This window comes from Tunturiibacter gelidiferens, from assembly GCF_013410115.1.
Classification (GTDB): Bacteria; Acidobacteriota; Terriglobia; order Terriglobales; family Acidobacteriaceae; genus Edaphobacter; species Edaphobacter gelidiferens.
On record NZ_JACCCV010000002.1, the window covers coordinates 1677931 to 1702973 of the forward strand.

Annotated in this window: 21 protein-coding genes and 2 pseudogenes; 14 read left to right on the plus strand and 9 right to left on the minus strand. The window is 54.8% G+C overall.

Features of this window, described 5'->3' with window-relative positions:
• Nucleotides 1-279 precede the first annotated feature (279 nt).
• A complete protein-coding gene (locus tag HDF12_RS19000; RefSeq protein WP_257025817.1) occupies nt 280-612 on the plus strand; it encodes a ParB/Srx family N-terminal domain-containing protein in 333 nt (110 codons plus the stop codon).
• Nucleotides 593-709: pseudogene (locus HDF12_RS22965) on the plus strand (DUF4826 family protein); the annotation flags it as partial. The gene HDF12_RS19000 and the pseudogene HDF12_RS22965, both read left to right, overlap by 20 nt.
• A 75-nt stretch (nt 710-784) precedes the next feature.
• Here HDF12_RS22965 and HDF12_RS19010 read toward each other — a convergent pair.
• Nucleotides 785-1306, minus strand: coding sequence for a GNAT family N-acetyltransferase (locus tag HDF12_RS19010; RefSeq protein WP_179585940.1), 522 nt, complete (start codon nt 1304-1306; stop codon nt 785-787).
• Between the two features lie 973 nt (nt 1307-2279).
• Between HDF12_RS19010 and HDF12_RS19015 the strand changes: the two genes are divergently transcribed.
• The gene (locus HDF12_RS19015; protein WP_179585942.1) at nt 2280-4334 is read left to right on the plus strand and encodes a phospholipid carrier-dependent glycosyltransferase; all 2055 of its coding nucleotides are present in this window, start codon (nt 2280-2282) and stop codon (nt 4332-4334) included.
• A gap of 401 nt (nt 4335-4735) precedes the next feature.
• Nucleotides 4736-5299 carry a hypothetical protein gene (locus HDF12_RS19020; RefSeq protein ID WP_179585944.1) on the plus strand — a complete coding sequence of 188 codons (564 nt, stop codon included), beginning with the start codon at nt 4736-4738 and terminating at the stop codon, nt 5297-5299.
• Nucleotides 5300-5823: 524 nt separating this feature from the next.
• On the opposite strand, the gene HDF12_RS19025 is transcribed toward HDF12_RS19020, so the two are convergent.
• Both HDF12_RS19025 and HDF12_RS19030 read right to left on the minus strand, forming a co-directional pair.
• The gene (locus HDF12_RS19025; protein WP_179585946.1) at nt 5824-9234 is read right to left on the minus strand and encodes a hypothetical protein; all 3411 of its coding nucleotides are present in this window, start codon (nt 9232-9234) and stop codon (nt 5824-5826) included.
• Nucleotides 9235-9803: 569 nt separating this feature from the next.
• Nucleotides 9804-10211: a hypothetical protein gene (locus HDF12_RS19030; RefSeq protein ID WP_179585948.1), complete on the minus strand. Its 408-nt coding sequence runs from the start codon at nt 10209-10211 to the stop codon at nt 9804-9806.
• Nucleotides 10212-10256: 45 nt separating this feature from the next.
• Here HDF12_RS19030 and HDF12_RS19035 point away from each other — a divergent pair, with 45 nt between their 5' ends.
• Together HDF12_RS19035 and HDF12_RS22970 are read left to right on the plus strand one after the other, a co-directional pair.
• On the plus strand, nt 10257-10685 hold the full coding sequence (locus HDF12_RS19035; protein WP_179587119.1) for a DUF3738 domain-containing protein: 429 nt from the start codon (nt 10257-10259) through the stop codon (nt 10683-10685).
• 991 nt (nt 10686-11676) lie between these two features.
• Nucleotides 11677-12153, plus strand: coding sequence for a VanZ family protein (locus HDF12_RS22970; RefSeq protein ID WP_373563988.1), 477 nt, complete (start codon nt 11677-11679; stop codon nt 12151-12153).
• A 602-nt stretch (nt 12154-12755) separates the two neighbouring features.
• On the opposite strand, the gene HDF12_RS19045 is transcribed toward HDF12_RS22970, so the two are convergent.
• Nucleotides 12756-13772, minus strand: a complete 1017-nt coding sequence (locus HDF12_RS19045; protein ID WP_179585952.1) for a tetratricopeptide repeat protein — start codon at nt 13770-13772, stop codon at nt 12756-12758.
• Here HDF12_RS19045 and HDF12_RS19050 point away from each other — a divergent pair.
• The 6 genes from HDF12_RS19050 (at nt 13710) to HDF12_RS19075 (ending at nt 17250) form a co-directional block, all read left to right on the plus strand.
• Nucleotides 13710-14306 carry a DNA-methyltransferase gene (locus HDF12_RS19050; RefSeq protein ID WP_373563989.1) on the plus strand — a complete coding sequence of 199 codons (597 nt, stop codon included), beginning with the start codon at nt 13710-13712 and terminating at the stop codon, nt 14304-14306. The two genes, HDF12_RS19045 and HDF12_RS19050, sit on opposite strands and share 63 nt — an antisense overlap.
• Nucleotides 14296-14730 (plus strand): DUF5681 domain-containing protein, encoded by a 435-nt coding sequence (locus tag HDF12_RS19055; protein ID WP_179585955.1) that lies wholly within the window; start codon nt 14296-14298, stop codon nt 14728-14730. The genes HDF12_RS19050 and HDF12_RS19055 overlap by 11 nt, the downstream gene beginning before the upstream one ends.
• On the plus strand, nt 14727-15566 hold the full coding sequence (locus tag HDF12_RS19060; RefSeq protein WP_179585957.1) for a hypothetical protein: 840 nt from the start codon (nt 14727-14729) through the stop codon (nt 15564-15566). Before HDF12_RS19055 ends, HDF12_RS19060 begins: the two co-directional genes overlap by 4 nt.
• 21 nt (nt 15567-15587) lie before the next feature.
• Complete coding sequence (gene terL / locus HDF12_RS19065; protein WP_179585959.1) at nt 15588-16163, plus strand: phage terminase large subunit; 576 nt, start codon at nt 15588-15590, stop codon at nt 16161-16163.
• A gap of 172 nt (nt 16164-16335) precedes the next feature.
• Nucleotides 16336-16788, plus strand: a complete 453-nt coding sequence (locus tag HDF12_RS19070; RefSeq protein ID WP_179585961.1) for a DUF2924 domain-containing protein — start codon at nt 16336-16338, stop codon at nt 16786-16788.
• 228 nt (nt 16789-17016) lie between these two features.
• Nucleotides 17017-17250, plus strand: a complete 234-nt coding sequence (locus tag HDF12_RS19075; RefSeq protein ID WP_179585963.1) for a hypothetical protein — start codon at nt 17017-17019, stop codon at nt 17248-17250.
• A gap of 81 nt (nt 17251-17331) precedes the next feature.
• On the opposite strand, the gene HDF12_RS19080 is transcribed toward HDF12_RS19075, so the two are convergent.
• From HDF12_RS19080 to HDF12_RS19095, 4 genes are read right to left on the minus strand one after another with little or no spacing between them, the layout of a single operon-like run.
• A complete protein-coding gene (locus HDF12_RS19080) occupies nt 17332-19434 on the minus strand; it encodes an FUSC family protein (RefSeq protein ID WP_179585965.1) in 2103 nt (700 codons plus the stop codon).
• Nucleotides 19403-20629 carry an efflux RND transporter periplasmic adaptor subunit gene (locus tag HDF12_RS19085; protein WP_179585967.1) on the minus strand — a complete coding sequence of 409 codons (1227 nt, stop codon included), beginning with the start codon at nt 20627-20629 and terminating at the stop codon, nt 19403-19405. Before HDF12_RS19085 ends, HDF12_RS19080 begins: the two co-directional genes overlap by 32 nt.
• Before the next feature lie 11 nt (nt 20630-20640).
• Nucleotides 20641-20961 carry a YtcA family lipoprotein gene (locus tag HDF12_RS22975; RefSeq protein ID WP_179585969.1) on the minus strand — a complete coding sequence of 107 codons (321 nt, stop codon included), beginning with the start codon at nt 20959-20961 and terminating at the stop codon, nt 20641-20643.
• Nucleotides 20958-22409, minus strand: coding sequence for a TolC family protein (locus HDF12_RS19095; RefSeq protein ID WP_179585971.1), 1452 nt, complete (start codon nt 22407-22409; stop codon nt 20958-20960). The genes HDF12_RS22975 and HDF12_RS19095 overlap by 4 nt, the downstream gene beginning before the upstream one ends.
• A 385-nt stretch (nt 22410-22794) precedes the next feature.
• Between HDF12_RS19095 and HDF12_RS19100 the strand changes: the two genes are divergently transcribed.
• The gene (locus HDF12_RS19100) at nt 22795-23142 is read left to right on the plus strand and encodes a hypothetical protein (RefSeq protein ID WP_218892503.1); all 348 of its coding nucleotides are present in this window, start codon (nt 22795-22797) and stop codon (nt 23140-23142) included.
• On the opposite strand, the pseudogene HDF12_RS22530 reads toward HDF12_RS19100, so the two are convergent.
• Nucleotides 23102-23512: pseudogene (locus HDF12_RS22530) on the minus strand (integrase core domain-containing protein); the annotation flags it as partial. The gene HDF12_RS19100 and the pseudogene HDF12_RS22530 overlap by 41 nt on opposite strands.
• Before the next feature lie 143 nt (nt 23513-23655).
• Here HDF12_RS22530 and HDF12_RS19110 point away from each other — a divergent pair.
• Nucleotides 23656-24915 carry an IS110 family RNA-guided transposase gene (locus HDF12_RS19110; protein WP_179585973.1) on the plus strand — a complete coding sequence of 420 codons (1260 nt, stop codon included), beginning with the start codon at nt 23656-23658 and terminating at the stop codon, nt 24913-24915.
• Nucleotides 24916-25043: the final 128 nt, after the last annotated feature.

Genomic DNA, 25043 nt, shown 5'->3' on the forward strand with positions numbered 1-25043 from the left:
CTTGGAACCCGGATCTCCACGATTCATCAGATCAACCATCTCCGCCTCCAAGCCGGACAATGAGTGTTCGACTGAACCCGGCGCCCGGGCCGCTCATAAATCGCTGGGCTGCCTCAATCTGCTCAAAGCCGCGCCAAACAAGGAAATCTCATGAACATCGAATCGGAAGATCGGTCGGGCGCCAATTTGAGTTAGCTGATTTTCAAGAATTGGGCGCCGAAAAGCGGGGTCCAATTTTTACGCCTATGCTACTTTTCTTCAGGAGCAGAGGTGGAAAAAATGCAATCGTCGATAGCGCAATTGGAGGTTACTTATCTCCGTACTACATCCCCTAAACCTGACCCACGAAACCCCAGGGTTCATAGCGATAAACAAGTTCGCCAGATCGCTCAGAGCATCGAGTCGTTTGGATTCAACGTCCCGCTCCTGATCGATGATCAGCAGATGGTGATAGCGGGCCATGGCCGACTCCTGCCCGCACGCAGACTCGGACGGGAAACCGTGCCGGCCATTCGATTGAGTCACCCCACCAAGTCGCAACGCACAGCTTTTCTGATCGCCGACAACCGCTTGACTGAGAACTCCTCCTGGGATGAGCGGAACTGTTACTGAATATCTCGCCAAAGAAGGTCTAGATCACGGTAAGGTCGGTTCTTGGCCAGCTTGGCATCTTGTTCCTTACGTCTCGATTTGGGCTGTCGAAAGTCTGCTAGCTCCTGGCCATGTTGGTTGTCACGAAAGCTCTGAGAAAGCGCCAAGCAAGCGGCCAGACGCAACAGTCTTCTTAACCGCCCGACCAGGGTCGGGTAAGAGGGCAGATTTCATATACGACAGATTCATACTTTTGATTTCTGCGTGTTCCTACAATTTCACCGTTAAGTTTTTCGGCGATACGCCTGCTGGCGACATTTTGTACTGCTACGGGGTAAAGGAAGCTCTCCTTCGCGAGAGTTTTCGTCGCCCATTCAGCAACAGCTCTGATGGCTTCTGTTCCGTAGCCGTGACCATGAGCTGCTTCTTTTAGCCAGATGCCAAGCTCTGGGGTTGGTTGATCCGCCTCATCCAGTCCGGCAATGCCTAGACATTCCATCGTGTCACTGCGTCTTATAACAAAGGACAAAACCGATTGATCGTTCGCCTGTAATCTGGCTTCCCGGTGTGCTTTGTACTCGTTGAGCGATTTCGGGGGATCCCAGCGCATGAAGCGAGCGGTCGCAGGGGTGATGCATTCGAATACCTCTCCGGCATCAGCCATTTTGAACTGGCTTAGTTGCAATCTGGCGGATCGGATCAAAACCTGCATCATGTTCGCTCTTCCAGACATTCTTCTTTATGGTCGCAGGCAATGCGTCGACAGAATACCGATTCCCTCCAGCATAGCGATCCATCCACCTGCAAAACGCTGATTTCGTAAACTTCAACCCCCCTCAGGACGGCCAGCCGGTCTGAAGTTGCCGCAAACCCGACGTTGCGGGAGGCAATCAATCCTCAATTCGGAGCCTTCCAGAAACAACGTGAATGCAAGTTGAGCTACCCTCTGCTTGTTTGCTGAGCTTCCAAGCCGGGTCTCCTTCTGCTGTCATCATCGAGAGGACGTGGAGGCCATTGGACAAACCCAGATCAATCTCTGGGAGCCTTCCATAAAGCTTCACTGAGGCGACACTTGCCCCCTCAAGTCGCGAGAATGCTCTTGGCCATCGCTCTCCGTCACTGAAAGTGCCACACCAAACCTTTCGCTTACCTTCAACGCGCCAACTCCACTCGATCATCAACGTCCACTCACCGCGTGGGTTTCCCGGCGATCCGTCACGCCTAAGCCTTGGCTGTACAGCTCCGAATTCAAGGAAGATGGCTGAGCCATACGCCTGCCATATGCGACTTACCGGCAAACCGATCAGCGGAGCAGAGAAGGCGGCGAAGGCAGAAGAATCGATTGGATCATCGGGAGTCATTCAGGCAGTCTAACTTGGGCTGGCGAAAAACGGGATTATGAGAAACTTCGACCTTGAACTCGCCGCAAACCGGACTTTGCAGGCAGCACAGACCGCGTGTTCAGGCCGGGTTCTCATTGCTTCAGCGAAGCGCGTTTTTTGGTACTAATCCTTTGTCCAAGCTCGATTAGCGCATCGGTCTCCTAACCAAGTAGGAACGGGAAGGTACAGCGCCACAGTCGAAGTGCTCATCTCTGAATGCTGTTTCGTTATCCGCAATCCTCGTTCGAGATGGCCTCTCATTGGAGGATGGCGTACCATTTACCATCCGAACAGGAACCCCCCGCAATGACAAGAATAACGACTCTTCCGGCTCTTATCCGGCTGCTCGCGGCGGTCCTTACGGGTGCCTTCCTTTGGCAAATGCTCGCGGTCACCAACCGAGAAGTCATTACCAATGATGAAGGCTTTCACACCTATGCAGGATATCGCTATTGGCAATGCGCCGATTTTGGAGTGAATCCAGAGCATCCTCCGTTTGCGAAGATGGTTGCCGGATTGGTGCTTCAAATCGCGAAGATCCCGGCTCCGAGTGGGCCTTGTCCGGTAGTCTCCACGGCTAAGGGGTCAGGGTATGCAGATTCGGCGGAGTGGCTTTACAGCGCCACTGGTCCGAGCGCGGGAGCGAAGATCGATCGAGTGATTCCGCTCGCGCGTCGCGGGATGGCGACATTTGCACTGCTTCTGGCACTAACAGCCTTCTTCTTCACCCGAAGAATGTTCGGTGATCTCAGCGCTCTGGTAAGCCTCTCTCTCATCGCTTTCGAGCCGACCCTTGTAGCACACGGCTCACTCGTCACCACGGACATGGCGCTTTCAGCTACGAGCCTTCTCGCGGTGGCGTCATTTTTCCTGTTTCACCGGCGGCGCACTCTTCTGATGCTTCTGCTGGCCGGGTTCTGCTGTGGCTTCGCTCTCTCCGTGAAACATTCAGGAGTTCTGATCGTCCCGACACTTCTGCTCTTGGCCTTCGCGGAGCTCGCGTTTGATTGGAACCGCGGTGAGCAGTCGCGAACAAGCAAGGTATTGAAGGAAGCGGCGGCCGTTCTTTTCATTCTTTTCTTAGGCTTCGGGGTTCTTTGGGCAACTTATCACTTTCGCTATGCGGCCAGACCAGATGGGGCTCAGATGGCTATGTCACTAAACGACTTCATGGCGGATACGCGAGCTAAGGAAAACCACAGCGTCATCCTCAAGACGATCCCATTTCTTGCGCATCACCATCTACTCCCAGAGGCATATCTCTACGGCTTCGTTGATGTCCTCAGCATTTCCGATCCTGGCCAATCCGCATTTCTGTTCGGGCATTTGTATCCCCACGGCGTTCCCCACTACTTCCCGTGCGTCATCCTGATCAAAACCACGCTTGGAATGATCGGCCTCGCTCTCCTTTCTCTACTTGCGTTCAGAAAACACAGCTTCGACATACGGCCCTTCTACTTTCTGGTTCCCAGCTTAGTGTGGCTACTTGCGGGCATGGTCAGCACACTGAATATTGGATATCGCCACATCCTCCCTGTGATCGCGCCAGCTTGTTGCCTGATAGGTGTGGCGGTCGTCCACCTTTGGCGAACAAACGGGCGTTTCGTGCGTTCAGCTATCGCAATCTCGATGGTGGCGCACGTCGCTTCATCGCTTGCTGCATTTCCAAACGAGCTCGCTTATGGCAACGAAATCTTTGGAGGGGTTTCAAACAGCCACAAGCTCCTCACGGACTCAAACAACGATTGGGGGCAGGCCCTCCCGCAGGTCGCGACATGGTTGAAAGACAATCGAGTCTCCGATTGCTCGTTTGCCTACGACGGCTTCGCAAGGCCGGACCATTCAGGTATCGGTTGTAAGCGCATCATCGCCAATCTTTTCGAGCTGAATGGAGATAAGGGCGAAGCCCAATTGTCTAGGGTCCAGTCCGGAACCTTCATTATCAGTGGTCTCAGCTGGTCAGGCATCGAATGGGAGCGTCCTGATCTCAACCCATACGAGGTGTTCCAGAAAGCAAAGCCCCGCGCAGTCATTGGCGGCGCAGACATGGTTTACACCGGGACCTTCGATATGAGCAGAGTGATAGCCATCAACCAACTCGCTGAAGCGATGAGGCTGAACGGCGAGAAACAGTTTTCTCAAGCACTCGAACCAGCTAAAGCCGCAGCGCATGAGATGCCCACTAGCTCTTTTGCACATTTAGCGCTTGCAAATGCGTTGGCTGGACTCGGTCTGAATGATCAGGCCCATCAGGAATACCAGAAAGCCGAGACAATCGAGGCTTCCCAACCAGAATGGTATTTCCTTCAGAGAGCCGAGATTCGTGCAGGCCTCGCTGCCACTGGCCACGCTTCCCGTTAGCCGCGAGATGATTTTACCGAGTCGGCTCGGAAGAACCTTCCTAGATCTCTTCCAAAGCCCGCCCGCCATGTGATTCAGCCGCTGCAAAATCTGCTAGATGCCGCAATCGCGGCCTTGTGAGATTTCCGCAAAACGAGGTTTTCGGAAACTACGATTTTGAACTTGCCGCAAACCTGACTTTGCAGGCATCCCCTCGACAACCTGAGTTGTCGTGGGTGCCCGAGATGCCGGCTTCTCGCCACGTGATTTTGAGCCCTCAAGTAAGATGACCGGTTGCTGCGGGAGAGCTTTGCGGGGGAGGATAGCGGTTCGCAGGAGCCTCGTAGAGGAACAAGAGGACGGAGTAAGGTGTCTATAGACATGAGGCCTCGTAAGAGCCGATGCGAACAACTCATCATCGATTGCAGAAGATTGCACCTCCTCTGGCTGCTGCCTGGATAGCGATCACCGTGTTATCTCCTCGACTGACAATCGCGCAATCCGGAAGCAAATGCACGGTGTTCGGTACTCCGCAAGTCAGCCCTGCTCTCGTGAAATTAGAGAGTGTTGCGACCCTCTCCGCCTACAAAAAAGGCATCCCAATTCATGTCACCCTGACCGTCCGAGCTGGCCAAGAGGGTGTCTATCTGCCAGACTTCTTTGGGGCTTTCCAACAAACGTGCAGTCATGGCTTTGCGACTGAGGTACTAACCCTTCAAGGCAGAGCTGCCAATCCGAATTTGCCAGGATGCGCCTATACAGGTGGGGCTCCGAAGATTAGATACGTCAAGCTCAAGCCTGAAGAGATTCGCACCTGGAAAATCGATCTTCCAACGAAGGCGATCGCTCCTGGCCAGTACTGTCTCTATGCGGAATACCTGAGTCCTGAAGAGTTGATCGGCTGGTCCGTGAACTTGCCTGATGACAAAGCATTAGTGGCCAAAGGTCGGATTACTGCTACGCCGATCGCAATTGAAATTCGGTGATTGACACTCATCGTCGTCCCATTCAGCGGCCATGACGCCTCGATCTACTTCGCCAGCCGCTAATAATGAACTTGCCGCAAACCCGACTTTCAGGAACTATAATCTGGGAGGCAAGAAGCCCCTCTGAAGGAGCCAACGACGTAATGCGAGGATGGCGTCGTGTAATCGGGATAGTGCTCATACTCTCACCCGCATTTGTGCTTGTTTGCGGCGGACTTCTTTTGGTCCTCCTCGAATCGATATACGCGGATGTTCATTGGACCTCGAAATATCCTGTTTGCGTTGTCATCTCGTCGGCGGTAGTGTTTTTATGCGGTTGTGTCACGGGTGGCGTTTGGCTGCGAAAGTCAAACGGCTAGCTGAAGTTGCCGAAAACCCAGACTTTGCAGGCACAACGGAATAGCGTCGGTGCAACGAGGAGATTACGTTTGATGAGGTTGCGCGGATCGGGGACTGGATGTCCGCTGTGCTCTAAGCCGGCATCCAGCCCATTTCGATCATAAGAATCCACACCACAACTGTGTTTACTGCACTGTAAGTGTCAGGTTGGTCGAGGTCTTTGTACCGGTGGTCGCATCCTTTGCAGTTACTACAATTGTGTAGCTCTTGGCAAGCTGGCTAGATGAACCATTGCTGCTGCAACCGCTCAAGCTAATCGCCGCGAATGACAGAGCCGCGAAGGCCAGCATCGCCGATTGGCGCGGTATCTGCCGAAGCCGCTTGCGCATCCCTACCAACGGCAGCAATAACAATCCAAACGCCACCGGCGCGAAGGGCCGTGTGGAGGGGGACTTCTCATCACGAGCCGTTTGGCTATTGCTGGTCTGAACAGCCAATGTAACCGAGGTCGCCCCACTCCCTGCCGGAAGTGTGGCCGGCGAGAAGGTCGCAGTTGCTCCAGTGGGCAGACCGGTTACGCTGAAGGCTACTGGATCTGGGAAGGTGGTTCCAGAACCCGGGGTTAGCATGAGGGTGTAGCTTGCTGCTCCCCCCGGAGTGGTTGTGGCACTGCCAGAACCAGGACTGGAACCGGGCGCAAGTGTGAAGGTCTGTGCGGCTATTGTAAAGCTCGTGGTCGCTGTGGCTGGAGCATAGCCGCCGCTGGCGGCTTGGCTGGCATTGAGTACCACGGTGCCTGCTCCTGTCAGCGTGACTGTCAAACCAGAGATGGTTGCGGGGCCGCTGGCTACCGCATAGGCGACTGCTCCACTCGAAGCCGAGGTTGCACTGACAGTGAATGGTGCATTGCCATAGGTTTGCGATGCGATCGCGGCGAAGCTCAGCGTTGGCACAATTGGCATCACGGTGAAACTGGTGGTCGCCGTCGCCGCACCATAGTTGCCGCTGGCAACCTGGCTGGCGTTCAGTATCACGGTGCCTACTCCTGTCAGCGTGACTATCGAACCGGAGATGGTTGCGGGGCCGCTGGCTACTGTATAGGTAACTGCTCCACTCGAAGCCGAGGTTGCGTTGACGGTGAATGGAGCATTGCCATAGGTCTGCGATGCGATCGCGGCGAAGCCCAGCGTTGGCGGGTCAAGTGCAGTTCCGCTCAACGCGATACTCTGCGTAGTGTAGCCGGGTGCCAATGCGTTAAGGTTGGTATCCGTCAGGACCAGCGCTCCATCGATGTTGCCCCCGATTGCCGGTGCAAAGCTGACGAGCAGCTGACAGGAGGCACCCGCTGCCAGCGTTCCTGCCGCCGAGGAACTGGCCCCAACAAGCGGGCATGCTGTTGCCCCCGTACTGTTCAGAGTGAAGTTCGTCGAGATACTCGGATTGTTCCCTGAAGCTGGAACCGGGAAGCTCAGCGGAGTATTGCCGATGTTCTCAACCGTCACCGTCTGGGCATCGCTCGTCGAGCCCGCAGTCGTCGCAAAGCTCAGACTCGATGGATCGGCGAAATCTAGTTTTACGACACTATTAGCTTGAGGGCTCGAGGCAAAGACATTACCGCTCCCATCGACCGCAATACCTGCGACGCCATTCACAGTGGCAATCGTGCTTTGGGTGTAAACGCCTCCCGACAACGTGTACTTATAAATAGCGAAGGGTTCCCCTGTATAGACGTTGCCGCTGCCGTCAACAGCGACCCCAAGGCCGGAAGTGCTCGAAATCGTGCTCTGGGTGTAGCTGCCGTCGGACGGGGTCTCCTTGTATAACGGCGAATCTCCGTTCCGGCTAGCGTAGATATTGCCATTACCATCTACCGCAAGCCCAAAAGCATAAACGGCTCTAGCAATAGTGCTTTGGCTATAGCCGCCGGCGGTTAATGTTTCTTTCAACACCCCGTAAGCAAGACTTCCGATATAGACGTTGCCTCTCTCGTCAACAGCCACCGACTCCACATTGCCCAGGCCGGTGAAAGCAGCGCTTTGCGTATAGCCCCCTCGACCTAACGGCGTTTCCTTCAACACCTCCGTGGCATCTTGATCTGCAATATATACATTGCCGGCCCCATCCACCGCCACGCCAACCGGGTAAGCCAGACCGGTGGCTACCGTACTTTGCGTATAGCCGCTCCCTGTCCAGGTCTCCTTCACGACCGCGTTCTGGGGACTATAGGCACTGACGGCCTCCGCAATGTAAAGACTGCCAGCGGCGTCCTCTGCGATGGCGTAGGGGCTAACCACGTTGCTAAAGGGCAAAGTGTTCTGCGTACCTGGCAAGAAGTTCGCCTGCGGACCCGAGCCTGTGCCATGAACGTAACCAGTGGCAATCACATCCCCCGAACTGGACTGTAGCACCGCCGCGCCGTACCGGGTCCCGATCGACTTCGGCGTAAAAGTAACATTCACTAGGCAGCTTTCGCCGTCGGTGTACGTGAAGCTTGTCCCAAATGTAGTGCAGGTTCCTGTGGCTGTATCTGTGAAGTCCAGGCCCGCCGCGCCCTGGGTCACCACTGCTGGCTTGCCAATAGTGCCAGTGGTATCGAAGGTAAAGATCAATGAGACCGCTGAGTTTGAACTGCCAACGTTGATCATGCCGAAGTCTCCGGCTGACGGCGTCACTTTTAGTAAGCTGTTGTAAGTCGAGATAAAGACATTACCGCTCCCGTCCACCGCAACATAAATCGGAACCACAAAAATATAAGCACTGCTCCCGACCAAGCTTTGGGTGTAGCTGGCACCTGAAGGCGTCTCCATCAATACTTGACTGGCCTCCCCATCTCCAGGAGTCCCGTAGACAGCAATATAGACGTTGCCGTTTCCGTCCACCGCGACACTGCTGGGATAGTTCAGACCGCTGGCGATCGTGCTTTGGGTGTAGCTGCCATTCGAGAGCGTCTCTTTGAAGACCTGGTTGTTACCTCGATCGGCAATATAGACATTGCCACTTCCGTCCACCGCCACGGCATCGGGAAGAGAGAGATTGCTGCCTATCGTGCTTTCGACGTAGCTGCTTCCTGAAGGCGACTCCATCAGTACCCGACTGCCCTGCGGATCGGCGACAAAGACATTCCCGCTCACATCCACGGCGACGCTCCAGGTTATACCCACATTGCTGCTGATCGTACTCTGCGAATAGCTGTTACCAGACAACGTTTCTTTCAATAACCTACCGTTGTTCGAATCGGCAATATAGACGTTCCCGTTGGAATCTACCGCAACTCCCAAGGGCGAATTCAGACCAGTGCCTATCGTGGTTTGCGTGTAGCTACCACCCAGCAGTGTCTCCTTCAACACCCGATTGTTACCTGAATCTGCAATATATAGAGTGCCGCTCGCATCCACTGCGGCTTGCCGTGGATTGGTTAGACCGGTGAATGGCATAGTGATCTGGGACCCACTGAAATGGGCGGTCTGTGCATATGAGACTGAGCACACCACCCCCACTAGGACCGCCAGAGCGATGCAACGTGCGGCCTCCACACCCACCTTACGAAGATGTCCAAACACAAAGTAAAAACGTACGAACGCGGCGAAATTGATCACGGAGACTCCCAGAAAAAGCAATTTATACAAAGGACGTGAATAGGGGGACCGCACTGGTCTAGTTACATGTGGCGAAACGCTGCTTCAGAATCAAGGAGACATCAAACTCTCCAGAGAACCCACAGTCTCAAGCAGAGCCGGAGCCGCCAACAGAATGCGACGCAAGTATTGTGGATACGGGAACCGAGCCAGAAGAAAGACGTCCACACAGGAGAGACTACGGAGAGATGGGAACATCGGAAGACGAAACCTCACGATATATAAGCGCTGCCTCTGCAGCCGGAATCGGATCTCCACGTGCATTTCCTTGCATGCACAGGAAGATTCTGCCACAGAGCCAGCACCAAGAATGCTTTTTCCCAATTGGTGAACCGTTACTACCGTACCACGAGCTTCCGGCTTATCGCTCCAAAATGACGGCCTCGAGTCTTGAGGCAATGTAAAGCCTGCCCTCAGGATCACCTACTTCCAAGAATCTATTCACAAGAGGGTCGGAAAAAACTTCGCTTTCTATTTCGCCGTTCCTCGATGTTGTATGTCTTGTCAGACAGTCAAACGATGCGCCGCACTCAGAACGGCGCGCTCTCACGTACCTTCAATTCCCTAATGAGTTGGAGCGCATCATCAGCGAAAAGGAGAGCTTGTGGACCCGACAGGGGCATGTCGCCTTTGATAATTTCGAGTTCAACAACGACCTTGGCAAGCGCTTTTCCTAAGAGGTCCACCTGTACGCGCAGGATCTCAGAATCGCCGTCGTCTTTCCGCGTGGAGCGGGCGGCAGACGTGATAAGGGTGTAAAAGGTAGCAAGGAACCTTTTCGCTACTTTCTCTTTCAGTCCAACTCGTCGCCCATTCCTTTTGTCTTTGTAGGGACAACCGTTCGGAGTTAGGACGTCTCGGTCCTCGTCAATGAATGAAACAAGCGCCTTCGCGGCTTGCAGTCTGGCACGTTCCAACAGAATTTGTTCGTCTTGCATCAAATTTCCTTGTCTGATTGATCTATCGGCTGGAGATGTTAGGGCATTCAGGACTACTTCCATCTCTCCGCGACCCGCGAAGGCCGCCTGGTGGACGTCTATCTGATAACCGCGCCCAACGGCAAGCCCCCGGCACATCCCGATCCAAACGCCCCCGAGAGCGTAGGGGGTGTTGCGTGGGGATCGGCGGGCAACATCGATGAGAACCGCGGCATGCTCTGGCCGGCCGGAATCAACGCTGTGCGTAGCATCGACCTCATCAACGGCACGGTCGACGACTTCTGCCACATGCTTGAACAGGGCCTTGATCAACCGCTAATCAACGAAACCCATCTTGACGGTAAGTTCGATTTTCAGGTCAGAGCTGACGAAGGCCAGCAAAACAACTTCACCGAACGCCTCCGCACTCAGCTAAACCTCGTCGTCACGCCCGCCCAGCGCCGCGTCGAGATGCTCGTCTTCACTCCTCAGTAGAAAGTTACTCACGCGGCAATCCCGCGCGAGCAACTAATGACCTTCAACTGACAACTGCCTTCACGCGTAACTCGAAACGCTATTCCTCGCCCCCACGCTCTTTGCTGATCCCGCTTCGCGTACCCGGTCTGCCTCAGCCCCGGCCGGGTTAGTCGGCCATCTTCCATATTCTGCTGTCGATTCTTCATGAAGCTCCCGAAATAACGGGGTTATGAGCAACTACGTCCAGTATTCTGAAGTTGCCGAAAACCCGATTTTGGAGGAGCTAGCCGAGCCGTACCGCCCTATTCTTCCTGGCTTCTTTTTTCGCACTCGTTAGCCCAAAGGGTCCTTGGGGATCGATTGACTGACACAGTCTCAGATACACGAACATCAGGATGACACATTCGACCAGCGCACAAAAGATCAAGATCAGGGACGAGTCGAGTGGGAACGCGTCTCGCTTGAGGTACATGAAGAGGCAGTAGAAGCCGAAAAGCGCCAAAGCAAGGAATGCAGCTCTCGCTCTGCGAAGAGTGGGCCGAAGCTCTATAAGGAATTCCCCGACGAGCACTAGGTTCCAAAGTACTTCCTGATAATGACCTTTGGAGTTTCCGAGTGAAGCCTTATCGCAGTAGAGCGCGAATATTGCGGCAAACAATCCGAGAATCCAGCGCTGAAGATGCGTCCCGCTCGACATACCTATCAACCTCAAATCGCGTCGTCTGTGTAACGCATCGACCGGTTGAGCTGGCAGGGGTTTTCGGAAACTACGATTTTTGAGCTTGCCGCAACCGGACTTTTCTGGCAGTTCGGTTTCACCTTTCCGGATAGCCAGTTATACGGCCACTTGCCGGCGGCGACCGTGGCTGCGCTCTTGGATGAGAACTATGAGCGAGCTGCTCCAAAGGCAAGAAAGCCAATCGACGACCACATTGCTCACTAGGAGGTTCTCTGCGACCGCTACAATGCAAACATGGGACTTTCGCGCTCTTCCAGACTTTCCTGTGCCATGGATTGGCTCCCTGCTGCGCTGAGCGTTGCGGTGATCGTCGCTGAGTCAACGGCGACCATGTCGGCGGAAAACACCAGTCGGTGGCTCTATCCGTTATGGGCGCGCCTGTTTGGCCCGATCAGTACGGCGCACTGGGCAGAAGTTCACCACCTCATCCGTAAGACCGGCCACTTCGTCGGCTATGGAGGTGTCAGCGTAGCCTTTCTCTATGGCTGGCTTCGGACGTTACACCGCAGGCGCGGCAGCTATCGTCCCATTTGGCTGCGTGCCGCCTTCCTGGCAGTATCATGCACCCTTTTGATAGCCATCTTAGATGAGTACCACCAGAGCTTTTTGCCGAGCCGGACGAGCTCCCCAATCGATGTCTGCATTGACCTCTGCGGGGCCATTGCGGCGCAGCTCCTTCTTCTCACGTGGTCGCGTAGTTGGAGACGACAGGACTCGTTATCGGATCGTATCAGTACAGCAACGTAGCGACGAACAGTGCATGACTACCGAGAAACGCGCACCTCGTCAATTGAGAAATTCTGGATTTGTCGGCAACTCGCAATTTGACACATAGGCGAAAAGTCAGCATCTCGGACAAGTGGCGTCCCGTAGTTCCTTGGAAACGGGGTTTGCGGCAAGTTCACCCGGACCGAAGACGCACTATCGCGAACTTGGTCAAAACCTGACTTTGGGGGAGATCTAAGCAGAGGTGCGAGATTGGAGATGAACTCTGCCATAATCGAAGTCAAACCATCCGCTTAAGCTTAGCTTCTTGAGGGCTTGACCTTTGCGAATCATTGCTACTGTAGCTCTACTCCTCATATTTTGGTAGTCGTATTGGTCGATGCGGTTGTTGCCATGGGACTCACGTTTACTGGACACTACACGCTCGGCTTGGCGGGTTTCGTGGCTTGCTCATGTCTCCTAGATCTGCCCGGTACTGTCGTCGGTATTTGGCGTCCACGACTCGGAGCGACAGTGATAGCTTGTGGGATTTGCGGAACACTTCTTTGCATTCTTGCGTTCTTCATGAACAATCACGAGCTGCCCACAGCTCGTGTTGCTTGGCGGTGTGTGGTTCATATTGCCTATCTCATACAAACTTGGCTAAGCGCTTGCCGATATTTGTCGGCGTTGTCGGCAGCGAGGCTTTGGTATATCGTCGCAGCTTGAGTACAAAGGGGGATCGACTCAGGATTGCGGCCCTCCATTTTGTAAACCATGCCCAAGCTACTCAAAGTCTGCGCCAATACGGGCATGTAGACCTCTGGATTATCTTTCACCAACTCGCGTCGAATGCCGAGCGCCTCAGTAAAGCATTCATCAGCTTTTTCCAGCTTACCCATTTCTAAATATAGATTGCCCAGGTTATTGAGAGTCATTGCCAAGTTCGGTCGATAAGCCACAGGATTTGCTTTCGCAAGATCGCGCCGGATCTGGAGGGCCTCCGTATATACACGGACCGCTTCCTCCCGCCGCGAAGTTCGTCGGTACAGGATACCCAGGTTATTAAGAGTGGCGCCGAGGTCCGGTTGGTAAGCTTGCGGATTAGATTGTGCGAGATTGGCGCGGATCCGGAGCGCTTCGGTTAGTGTTTCATCCGCCTCTTTTAGTCGCTGAGTTTGCAAATCTAACGTACCCAGGGCGTTTAGAGTGAAAGCCAAACCGGGTTGGTATGCCTCAGGGCTCGATTTAGCAAGGTCTTGAAAGATTTGAAGGGCTTCATTAGATGCTTCATACGCTTCCTCAAAGTGTCCCATTTGGGAATACAAAGTTCCAATATCAGAGAGAGTCTTTGCTACATCAGGTCGGTAAGCCTGAGAGTTGATTTTCGCTAAGTCACGGCGGATCTGAAGTGCTTCCTTGTAAGCTTTCTCGGCATCTTTTAGCCGCTGAAAATCGCTGCATAAGTCGCCTTCGTTATTAAGAGTGTTTGCCAAATCAGGTCGGTAAGTCTCGGCGTCCGATATAACGAGATTGCGATAGATTTCAACGGCCTCTGTATCCATCCCGACGGCCTCCTTCAGACGCTGGGTCCGGCCATACAGGATTGCAAGGCTAGTGTCGATGGGTCCGTCCACTTCGTAGCGATGGATTGGCGCCACATGACAGAGCTGTTGTCAGCCGGGAGACAAGTCTATGACTGTTTATTGAACCTGTGTGTTTGGAACAAGAACAACGGAGGTATGGGCAGTTTCTACCGATCGCAGCACGAACTGATCTTCGTCTTCAAATCGGGCAAGGAGCCATACCGAAACAACATCCAGCTGGGAAAGTTTGGCCGTAACCGGACGAACTCCTGGAACTACCCCGGCGACAATACTCTCTCGCGGACCGGTGAAGAAGGCAACGTGCTCGCGATGCACCCCACCGTAAAGCCCATAGCGCTGGTCGCGGATGCATTGCTCGACTGCTCAGCCAGAGGAGAGATCGTTCTCGATTCTTTCCTGGGGGCAGGTAGCACCCTGCTCGCCGCCGAGCGTGTAGGCCGAGTTTGCTACGGGATGGAGATCGAGGGCAGGTATGTTGATCTGAGCATTCGACGGTGGCAGCAGCTCACCGGAGAGCACGCGTACAAATCTGACACTGGAATCGCCTTTGATGAGCAAGTATTCGAGGAGGTGTCTCGTGGCCGATGAAGAGTATGAGGTGGGGTACGGAAAACCGCCGAAGAGCATTCAGTTCGCAAAGGGAAGATCCGGAAACCCTAATGGGCGTCCGAAGGGATCAAGGAACTTAGCTACCCTTTTCAGGGAGATAGGTCAGGAGCAAGTGACTGTCACCGAAGGCGGGCGCAAACGAACCATGAACAAAGCTCATGCGGTCATGGTTCAGCTGACAAACAAAGCAGTCTCCGGAGAACGGTGGGCGATACAAAGCTACCTACAAACAGACAGAATTTACAGCCTGGCAGAGCCTACAGAAGAGATTTCGAGAGAGCTCACTCAAAGGAACAAAGAAGTCATGAACGGATTTATCAACCGAATGAAACTAATGAGCAAAGCAGTGGTAGATGAGTCGTCGCCCACCTTCCCAGCGAACGAAGAAGAGGAAACCAAGTGAGCACCAACCTGGCAGTCAGTGATTTTGATTTTGTAATGCAGCATAGCTTGATGGCTTTCACGGAATACACTTTTCGCGAGCTCTTCCCACAGACTCATTTCTCAGACAGTCCGCACCTTTCCATCCTCGCCGCCAAGCTTGAACAGTGTGCTTCCGGTAAGTGCAAACGGTTGATTATTTGTCTTCCGCCTCGCTCGCTCAAATCGATTATGACCAATGTCGCCTTCCCGGCGTGGCTGCTTGGAAAGCGGCCGCACCTGCAACTCATATGTGCCAGCTACGGACAAAGCCTCGCAGATAAACATGCTCGAGACACCCGCACAATCATGTCGAGTGCGGACTATCGACGCGCCTTTCCCACCAGGCTCCCTCCCCAAAAGCTAGCCGTAGATGACTTTCACACGACGCAGGGCGGCTTTCGGATGGCCACCTCTGTCGGCGGCGTGCTGACCGGGAGAGGAGCGGACTTCATCATCATCGATGACCCGATCAAGCCACGAGACACCTTTTCCGAGACACTCCGTAAGTACGTCAACGACTGGTACGACAATACGTTGGTGAGTCGTCTCAATAACAAACAGGACGGGGTGATCATCGTTGTCATGCAGAGACTGCATCAGGACGATTTGGTGGGACACTTGCTTGAGGTGGGCGAATGGGACGTGCTCTGCTTCCCTGCCATCGCCGAAGAGGACGAGGTTCACGTTGGTCAAACGTTGTTCGGCGAGTTTCACTTTGAAAGGAAGGCCGGGGAGGTACTCGATGCCGGAAGAGAGAACCGTAAAACGATCGAGAAGATAAAACATGAGTTGGGCGATTATCTCTTCCAAAGCTAGTATCAACAGAACCCCGTTCCTATGGGTGGCGCCATCATCAAAACCGCGTGGCTTCGGTATTACTCTCCAGAAGAACGTCCGAGCAGATTCTCTTCAAAGATCCAGAGTTGGGATACAGCGAGTAAGAGCGGAGAGTTTAACGACTACAGTGTCTGCACGACTTGGGGAAAGTTGAACGAGCAGCACTATCTCTTGGACGTCTTCCGTTGTCGGTTGGAATATCCCGATTTGAGACGCGCAGTGAAAGAGCAGTACCTGAAGCATTCTCCCAATGCAGTTGTGATCGAAGATAAGGGCTCCGGTATCCAGCTTTTACAAGATCTACGTGCTGATGGCGTTTTTGCTCTAAAGGCCTACTGTCCACCGCCTGGCAACGATAAGGCGATGCGGTTGTTTGCTCAGTCTGCAGTCTTTGAGAACGGCTGCGTATGGCTTCCAAAACAGGCGCCGTGGCTAGCCGACTATGTTCGCGAACTAACCACATTTCCCGGGACAAAATATGACGACCAGGTCGACTCGACAACACAAGCTCTCAATTACCTACGCAACAACAATAGCGGCGATATCTGGGCGCGCCTGGGGCGAATGGGAGCTTAATCCGCCTACTTTGTGGCGCGAGTTGTTGAGACAGCCGGGAAGTCGACAGAGGTCCCTTCAGGCCGCCTCACGAGCCCAATAAAGAAATAATCTGAGGTCGATCAGAGAACTTTCGACTTGACTGTTCGCCTGATCGGAGCGGAAATGGGACAGCCCAGAGAGGGGCGGGCCCATGGACGAAGCATCATCACAGGATGCTACAGCTCTCTTGATTCGTAGCCTGCCGAAGCTTCCTAAAACGCGGTTGGTAGAGCTATGGAAGGACAACTTTGGTAGAGAGCCGGGACGGATTCGTCCCGAACTCATGCTTCCCATTCTTGCGTACAGGATCCAGGAAAGAGCCTACGGTGGTCTCTCCCCGAAAACCAGTGCGAGGTCGCAGGTCATTGCAACCTCGCTTAGGCCGCAGAGTCGTTCTCGAGATGAAGCTCGTCAGCGCTTCAAATCAGGGACGAAGCTCGTGCGGGAATGGAGGGGAACGACCCACGAGGTGACCCTCAACGATGCCGGCTATCGCTATCTAGGCAAGACCTACAAAAGTCTCTCTCCGATCGCATGTGAGATCACTGGGACACGCTGGTCTGGCCCAGCCTTTTTCGGGACGAAGAAGGTGAAGGCTTCGTGACTTCGGCCAAGACTCAGATTCGTTGTGTCATCTGGCTGGCAAACTGGCTGTCTACGAAAGGCTTCGTCATTGCCGGGGCATTCTCATGGCAATGTCCAGGCGCCGATGGAGGAAGCACAACGATCCTCACTGGACTGCCAAGAAGTTGGGCCGCGCTGTCTCGCAGAAGCCGTTACGGTTTCATGAGGGCAAAGTCACTTTTTTGAAAACAGGTCGAGCGTCCGCTCGGTGTTGCGTCCAGGAACGGCTGACTCCGGCAGTGGAATCAACCCTCTGATTGCCGGCCAACTCGACCGCGGCTTCGGCGCAGGCGCCGAGTGGAAGTACACCGACATCAAGCATCGCCTGGCCTTCGACGTTCGGTACGAGAAGCAATTCGGAGTACAGCTCCGCACCTCAGGCCAGGTCCTCGTCTTCAGCATCACGTGTCTCGATCTTCTGCATATGAAACCAGCAAAGTAAGCAGTTGAAAACGTTTCGACCAAAGCGCCCTCACGCACTACGCCCCTTCGTAACACCACGGAGAGCCAGGTTCGAACACCTTCAAGTTCCGCGTAAATCAAGCAATACGTCTTCGCGAAGGTAGGCGCTCACCGTTGCGAGAGAAGCAGCAATCCTCACAACCGCCGGTTCGTTCGCTGTTGTTTTAGGAATCGGCACCACGCGCGCTGCCAAAGGTGGATCAGGCCTCTTCGAAATATCAACGGTAGCCATCCCGCGAATCTCCTGGAGCACACTCGTCGAAGTGGCGATCGCTTCTGCAACTCGCGGATCATCTGCACCCGCTTCGTCAACCCAGCAGCGCCGCATGATAGCCAACCGCAGCATGAAGATGCTCCGTATCAGCGGCATCCAGGAACGAACGCGATAGCGTGATATCAGGTCGTGTGCCCTATCCCGTCTGAATTCGAGCAACACAGCATCAGCCAGATCTCGGATCTTGTCGAAGTTACCATCAATCGTCTCTCGCAATCGCGTGAGCGCAGGAACCGCTTCAACACTCCCCCGCTCAGGAAGCTCCGCGATGCAATCAAGCGTTTCATCAAACAATTGCGTCATCGTGGGTGCCGCAGGACGCGACCACAGCCGGTCAAAGATCAGCCACATTGCAACCAGCCCGAGAAAAACTCCAAAGACGCGATCCCGCACCTGAGTGAGCCCGACGTTATAGTACGGATCGGTTAGATGGACAGCCTCATAAGCAAGCGCCATCTGACGGCCGGCATACGCGATACGCGGCGAAGCTAAGAAGACCCACGCCGAGCAGAAGATCGCTCCGGCCAGCGTCAAGCTGAATCCGCCAACCGATTGAACACGCGGCAAAATGAATATCTGCGCAACGAAGGCAAACACCCCACCAATAGCCCCTCCAAAAAAGCGAAGCATCTGCTTCTGACGTGACGCCCCTGCACTCGAGAGCCCCGTCACGATGCACGTGGTTAGAGCGACGGACAAACCTGGCCAATCAACAGCCCAATAAAACACGTAGCAAAAAATAGCGGCCAAAGACGCCCGCATGGCGAATCGCAGAGTTGCAGGATTCGTAACTGATCCAGGTCGAATCAGGCCCTTCGGTTTCGGGTGCTCTTCAGGAACCCGGTCAGCAATCAAATAGCTGGAGTAAACCTGGGTAAGAATAGCAATCGAGTATTCGAGCCGGTACACCGGCGAGCGACGCAGTTCACCCGGCTGCGGAGCAGGCAACGGAATAGGTTCCGGCGCTCGCCTCGCAGCATAATCCGCTCGCACCTGATCAATCGCATTCACTACCCCACGCAGTCGCGCCTGCTGATTGGGCACAGGTTGACCGGGCGTCTCTACCAGACTGTAAGTAAACTCAATCATATTGCCGATCAGACCAACGGCTGACGACTGTTCATCGCGAACTCGTCGCGTGTAGTCCAGCCCAAGCAATGTCTTTCGTATTCGCCCTGTCCCGATCATGAAATACTTCCGCAACTGCCGCCGAAGCAATCGCCCCGGTGTACGCCCTTCCGAAATCAACTCCAGACAGTTACGCAAAATTAGAAGCCTTGTACCGATACCTCGCTCCAGGCCATTTTGTTTCTCGTCGCCAGCCATGACATATTGAACGGCCAGGAAGATCGCAATCCCCATGACCAGGCTCAGCAAAATGTAAAGGATGTTCTCAAAGCGAACATCTGGAGAGATCGGCGCATCAAGAACACTGATGCCTGTGGCCACGTAAATCCCGAAACTGGTCGCCGCCGCATGATCCTCCCCCGCTTCAATCAACCAGCAAGCGAGAAATAGCGTACAGACCACCCAAAGAAAGTGCATCATAGGAGATCCAAGAAAAAAGACCGCACCGCACAAAACCCAGATTGCGGCAAAAAAAAGAAACAGGCCGCATTTTTTAGCTACGCGAAAGCTCGAAGCAGGCGTGTCCTCCATCAGCAGGAGCGGATAGTAGACCCCAAGCACAGCGCTCGGCAATCGAAAGGTCAGTACTACGATGGCTGCAATCACGGTCGCAACTGTGTATTGAACCGTTTTGTCGAGACGGCCCGGATACGGCTCGAGTTCATTCCGCACGATCTGCCACAGCGCTATCCAATACGACCGCCGCCCCTGTGCCGCGATGGTAGCGGTGCTAGCGATGATTGCCTCCCTGTATCGCGACAAGGCTCGTAGCGCCCACTCGCAGCACTTCCGCAGGCGCATTCAGAATGCGGACCCGAACCGGATACCGTGACGCCAGGTGCACCCAGTTGAGTGTGCGATCGGTTGCCGGCAATCCGGGCTTTATGACACCAATAACGTCAGGGTCAGGTATAACTCCGTAGCCAACACTGTCGACGACTCCGTCAAACTCCGCATTCGGCACCTGCATAATGAACACCCTTGCGTGATCGCCAGGATGTATATGGCCAATCTGGTCCTCGCGAAAGTTCGCGACCGTCCACCAGATTCGCGCATCGATCAGCGTGAACAGTTGTTCCCCAACATGCGCATACGCGCCCTCCGCAATCGTCAGATTCGTCACGCGCGCATCGAAGGGTGCATACACCCGGCAATGGTTCAGGTTGTAGTAAGCATGCTCTACCGCTGCCTGTCGCCCTTCGCGTTGTGTCGTAAGAGGATCAAGTATTCTCACCTCGCGACCGCGCTGCTCCACCTGCGCTTCATTCTGACCAACCTCGGCGACAGACTGAGTCTGTCCTTCAAGAGCAGCTTTCAGCGACGCCTGCTTGAGCACTAACTGCGCCTGCGCCTGCCGAAGCTGTTCAGCTCTGGCCTTCGTATTCGAGCGCAGTTGATCCACCTGGTCCGCAGTCACAAACTTTCGCGTCAGCAATGGCTCGACGCGTTTCAGATTGCTCTCGGCATAGTCGTACTCAGCCTGAGCCTGTTTTACGGCGGCCTCCGCATGTCCCACGTCGGCTGTCGCCTCATCAATCAATGCCGTAGCCCGATGCATCGCAGCCTCTGAAGCATTCTGCGCCGCTCTCTGCGCAACGACGGCGCTCCTTTGACCAGCGATCTGGCGCGTCTGATCGCGAATATTCCCCTCAAGCGCGGCCTGCTCCGACAGTGCCTGCTTCAGAGCGTAGCGATAAGGCAGATCGTCGATCTCATAAAGCAGATCGCCCTTGTGTACATACTGATTGTCCTGCACAGCCAGGTGCACTACTGGCCCCTCTACAACCGGAGCAATCCCAATGAAATTTGCGAACACCGTGGCGTCATCCGTTCGTGGGTGCATCGCTGTCAGCACGATCACCAGAATGAGGCAAACAACAGCGCTCGCAATGATAGTGATCGAGATGATTCTCCCAACCGGGTCTGCGTCTGGTCGAGGATCGATGGAGTCGGCCATAGAAACACCTCCTAATAAAAGAGAACCAGCCACAACAGACACGTGAGCGTAATCGAAAGCGCGATGTACACAAGGCCAAGCGGATTCAGGCGAGCTTCATAGCCCAGTCGCCTCAGCACGAGATGGATCGCTACAGTGAGTGCGATACCAAGGACAAGGCAGATCAGCCACCCAGGAAAATAGGAGCCATAGATGCCGAGCGATGGGGCCCGTCGGCAACCACACAACCCGGCAAGCGGCAGGAACGTCGCCCAGAATCGAGGACGACGTAGCACTCGAGAATCTTTGATTCCGAGAGACGACACAGGAGAGCAATGAAAGTGGTTGTTCATGGAGAAGGTCTCCTGGCTGTGGTTTTAAGAAGATCTCCCGTGCTGTACGCCAGCTCCGCCAGCGAATTAAGCACACTCACCCGGGCCGTTATGTCAGCCGAACGGGCATCAGCCAGATCGCGTTCTGCAGCCAGCAGGTCAACCAGGTTGCGTACGCCAAGGCGGTAACTCTGCAACGCGGCTTCATAAGAATCCGTCGAAGCGGTCAACAGCATGGTCGCAGCGTCGCGTTGACGAAACGCGGTGTTGACATTGGAATATGCCCTCCACACTTCATCACTCACCTCATCGCGCATTCGATCAACCGCCGATTGCGCTTGCTTCTGCGAAGCATGTGCCTCCTCGACATCGTTCCTCCGGCGCCCGCCATCGAACACCGTCCAGTTCAGCGAAAGTTCCGCATGATAGGTATTTGCGCCAGCATACACACCAGGAAATGGAGTTTGTTCGCCATATGCCCTCAGAAAATCCTCGTCACCCTGAAACGTCAATCGCGGGTACCACTCGGAACGAGCGCTCGTGATCGCTCCGCTGGCTGCGCGAACCCGCTCCATCTGGGCAAGCAGATCGGGGCGTTGCGAGAGTGCTTTATTAATCGCTTGTTCAGCAGTTTCATTCAACTCATTCGGAATTGGGAGGCTATCGAGGCTCTGAACTTTGTAGTCACTCGCTGGAGAGGCCGTGAGTACGGTTGCAAGATCGCCCGAAGCAATCTGGCGCGCGCCTCGTGCCGACTCGAGGTTATAGACAGCGCGCGCCTCCGTGCTGCGTGCCTCAAGCAGATCAGGAACGGTGGCCACGCCAAGATCAAGTCGTTGCTCGGCGGCTTCGCGCACAGTACGCGCCGAAGTTAGATTAGCCTCCGCTGCAGCGACTTCGCCTTGAGTCTGCTGAAGCCGGAAAAAAGCTGCAAGTACCCTGCTCACAATCTTCAGGTGAACCTGGTTGAATGCGAAGTTAGCCGCCAGAAGCTGTGCACGGTCCTCGTCGATGTGACCGCGGCGCTCGCCAAAGTCGAGAAGCGTATAAGAGAGGCTGATAGCAAGGTCATACTCTCCGAGCGTTTGCAGCACAAAGCGATCATTGATCAAAATGCCATCCTTCGACGCCACTCCCAAAGCGCTCGCCACCAGCGTCGGGTATAGGTCAGAGCGGGAGATCCCCAATCGAGCTGCGCGACCTTTGGCGAATGCCCAGGCTTCACGCGTCTCAGGATTATTCAGCTCGGCGAGATCAATCAGCTCCGCGAGTACATAAGTGTGGGTCGGATCAAGCTTCAGCTCGTTACCTGGCTCCGCATGCACACCGCTCTCTGCCCAGTTGCTGTCCCATGGACGGTCAGGAACCTGCGGCGCATGTTGCGGATGCGCAATCACTGGCAGAAACATGCAGACGAAGGCAATGCCCAACATTCCACGATTCGACAGGAGTAATCCTTGTAATTTCATCTCCGATACTCTTCACACTGAACGCAGATTGATTGAAGACGTGTCGAGCCAGCTTATCTTAGTGCAAGTAATCTGGACTGGGAATCGATACGCTAAGTGGTGACCGGCCCTGGACGACGTGTTCTACCCGAGAATGTATTAAGGATTGGTGCCACAACAAATTAACCATCATCATGAAACGCGCGCAAGCCCCTTCTAGTAAGGAGGATGCTTTAAGCATGGCTGATTTCTAGCCTCTAATCTACCCTAGTCGGAACCCCTTTTTATCGAAAACCAAGGCCCGGGATTTCGGTGGGAGTTCTAATCATGAGTTTTCTGCGGCCGTGGTACGATCCCCTCCAACTCCCCATCCGAATCCGCATCATAACCTTCAGAGGAGACGAACATGCCCATCACGACCGACGAAGCCTCCCAGAATAATCCCCTTTCGCCCGACGATTTAGCCCGCAGCCTCATCCTCGCCAGTGCCGACGACAACAATCGGTCCCACATCGGCTTAGTAGGAGACACCTACACCATCCTCCTCTCAGGAAAAGACACTGCAGGTCGCTTCTGCCTTATCGACATGCACATCCCTCCAGGCGGCGGCCCCCTCCACATCGCCACGACTTCGAAGAGACCTTCACCCTCCTCGACGGCGAGATGGAAGCCACCTGTCGCGGAGCGCAATCCACCATCAAGGTCGGCCAGCGTCATTGGCCTGACCGATCTTGTGTACCAGTTGGATTGTTAGTGTAGCGCAGCTTTTGATGTACCTGGATGGCTGCCGGACGGGGCGTGAAGAGCTGGGAAGCGCGTAGCGATTCCCGGCTCTTTACGCCCCGTGAGATTGGTTTCAATCGCCCAGGCTTCTGCGCTGGTGAGCGATAACCCAGCGACGAGTGCGGCCTGATCGTGTTGTAGTGAACCCGCCAGCGTTCGGCCAGAACCTGCACCTCCTTCAGCGAGTAGAAGATTTCTCCGTTCAGGAACTCATCTCTGAGCTTCGAGTTGAAGCTCTCGCGGTAACCGTTCTCCCAGGGACTTCCGGGTTCGATGTAGAGCGTCTTTGCACCGGTATCAGCCAGCCATTTGCGAAGGTCTTTGGCGACGAACTCAGGGCCGTAGCACCACACGAAGCACTTGGAAGGAAGAGTCTGAGGAAGGCAGGAAGTCGGGTTGAGGGAGCGTAGCGACCCGACTTCCTGGGCCATGGCTGGCTCGTAAGCTGAACGTATGCCTACTTTCACTTAGGAGAGAACCAGCCATGTCCCTTGTCCAGCCTACTCAAACGCCAGCGGTTCTGGTAGCCATTGATATCGCCAAGCTGCGTCACGATGTCTTGAGTGAAGCGCCGGGATGGAAGAACCGCAAGCGCCTGATTCTGCCCAACACTGCGGCCGAGTTCGGGCTCTTTGCCGATTACCTCCATGGCCTGAAGCATCCCGTGCGGGTCGTCTTCGAGGCCACCGGCAACTACCATCGGCCACTTGCCCACTTCCTGAAGAGCGAAGGATTCCATCTGGAGTTGATCGCTTCCTTAGCCGTGGCCCGTACCCGTGAAGCGATGCATAACTCTTGGGACAAGAATGATCCGAAGGACGCCCAAGTCCTGCTTCATCTGCTCAAGACTGGCGTGACTCAGCACTACCATGACCCGCTCACGAACCAGATCCATGACTTTCAGGAGCTGTCGCTGACCTATGCTCAGATCTCGCTGGAGAAGACACGGACGCAGCATCGGCTCTTGACCCATTACCTGCCGCTCTACTTTCCGAAGATCGAGCGGTACTATCATGCCTCACGTTCTGAGTGGCTCTTAGTCTTCCTTCAGGTCTTCCCCACGCCTGCTCTGATTGCACGCCTCTCGATGGAAGACTTTGTCCAGCAAGCGTGGACGGTTGTCGGACACAAGGTCAGTAAACAGCGGCTGCTCGAAGACATCTACCGTACTGCTCAGTCCTCGATCGGTATCCCGGTTGAGATGGACTCAGAAGCAGTTGCCATGTTCCGAGTGGTGCTCGGTGAGATGATCCGACTCTGTCAGTTACGTGATCAGCTGGAACAACGAGCTGCGTGTCATCTCAAGGACAACGCCGATTTCCGACGTCTCCAGCAGATGCCGGGCATCGGTCCCATCCTGGCGCTCACGATCCTTGCCGAAGCCGGTGACCTGCGTCGCTTCAATCACCATCGTCAGTTCCTCAAGTTCTGTGGCCTCGATCTCTCGACCCAGCAGTCGGGCCAGTTCCGGGGAACCACCAAGCTGTCGAAGTACGGTAACGCCCGCCTACGCTGCGCCTTTTGGATGGCCGCCACCGTGGCCGTGCGTCTGCGTGAGAACAGCTTCCGAGACAAGTTCGAACGATATCTCCGGCGTGATCCCCTGAGTGCCGACCGCAAGCGCATGGCGTATGTCGCCGTAGCTGCCAAGATGGCTCGCGTGGCCCACGGGATCATCAAGACCGGAACCGAGGACCTCGTAGATAATGATCCGGCCTTCCACTTGGTTGAGATTTCATTTTGAGTACAGTGGAGACTGCGCACCGTCGGCAGATCTCGTGTCGCTATGGTCGAACGCTCAGCCCTTGCTCGTGGAAGCCACTTGGAGGTACAGTCGTCATCAAGAACATCCCATACGGGATGCTAGGGAAC

Bases quoted from the DNA above. Each gene is read 5' to 3' on its own strand.
- HDF12_RS19000 (WP_257025817.1), top strand. From the start codon at position 280: ATGCAATCGTCGATAGCGCAATTGGAGGTTACTTATCTCCGTACTACA.
- HDF12_RS19095 (WP_179585971.1), bottom strand. From the start codon at position 22,409: ATGAAATTACAAGGATTACTCCTGTCGAATCGTGGAATGTTGGGCATT.
- terL (WP_179585959.1), top strand. From the start codon at position 15,588: ATGGGTGGCGCCATCATCAAAACCGCGTGGCTTCGGTATTACTCTCCA.
- HDF12_RS19100 (WP_218892503.1), top strand. From the start codon at position 22,795: ATGCCCATCACGACCGACGAAGCCTCCCAGAATAATCCCCTTTCGCCC.
- HDF12_RS22975 (WP_179585969.1), bottom strand. From the start codon at position 20,961: ATGAACAACCACTTTCATTGCTCTCCTGTGTCGTCTCTCGGAATCAAA.
- HDF12_RS22970 (WP_373563988.1), top strand. From the start codon at position 11,677: ATGGATTGGCTCCCTGCTGCGCTGAGCGTTGCGGTGATCGTCGCTGAG.
- HDF12_RS19030 (WP_179585948.1), bottom strand. From the start codon at position 10,211: ATGCAAGACGAACAAATTCTGTTGGAACGTGCCAGACTGCAAGCCGCG.
- HDF12_RS19070 (WP_179585961.1), top strand. From the start codon at position 16,336: ATGGACGAAGCATCATCACAGGATGCTACAGCTCTCTTGATTCGTAGC.
- HDF12_RS19015 (WP_179585942.1), top strand. From the start codon at position 2,280: ATGACAAGAATAACGACTCTTCCGGCTCTTATCCGGCTGCTCGCGGCG.
- HDF12_RS19010 (WP_179585940.1), bottom strand. From the start codon at position 1,306: ATGATGCAGGTTTTGATCCGATCCGCCAGATTGCAACTAAGCCAGTTC.
- HDF12_RS19110 (WP_179585973.1), top strand. From the start codon at position 23,656: ATGTCCCTTGTCCAGCCTACTCAAACGCCAGCGGTTCTGGTAGCCATT.
- HDF12_RS19085 (WP_179585967.1), bottom strand. From the start codon at position 20,629: ATGGCCGACTCCATCGATCCTCGACCAGACGCAGACCCGGTTGGGAGA.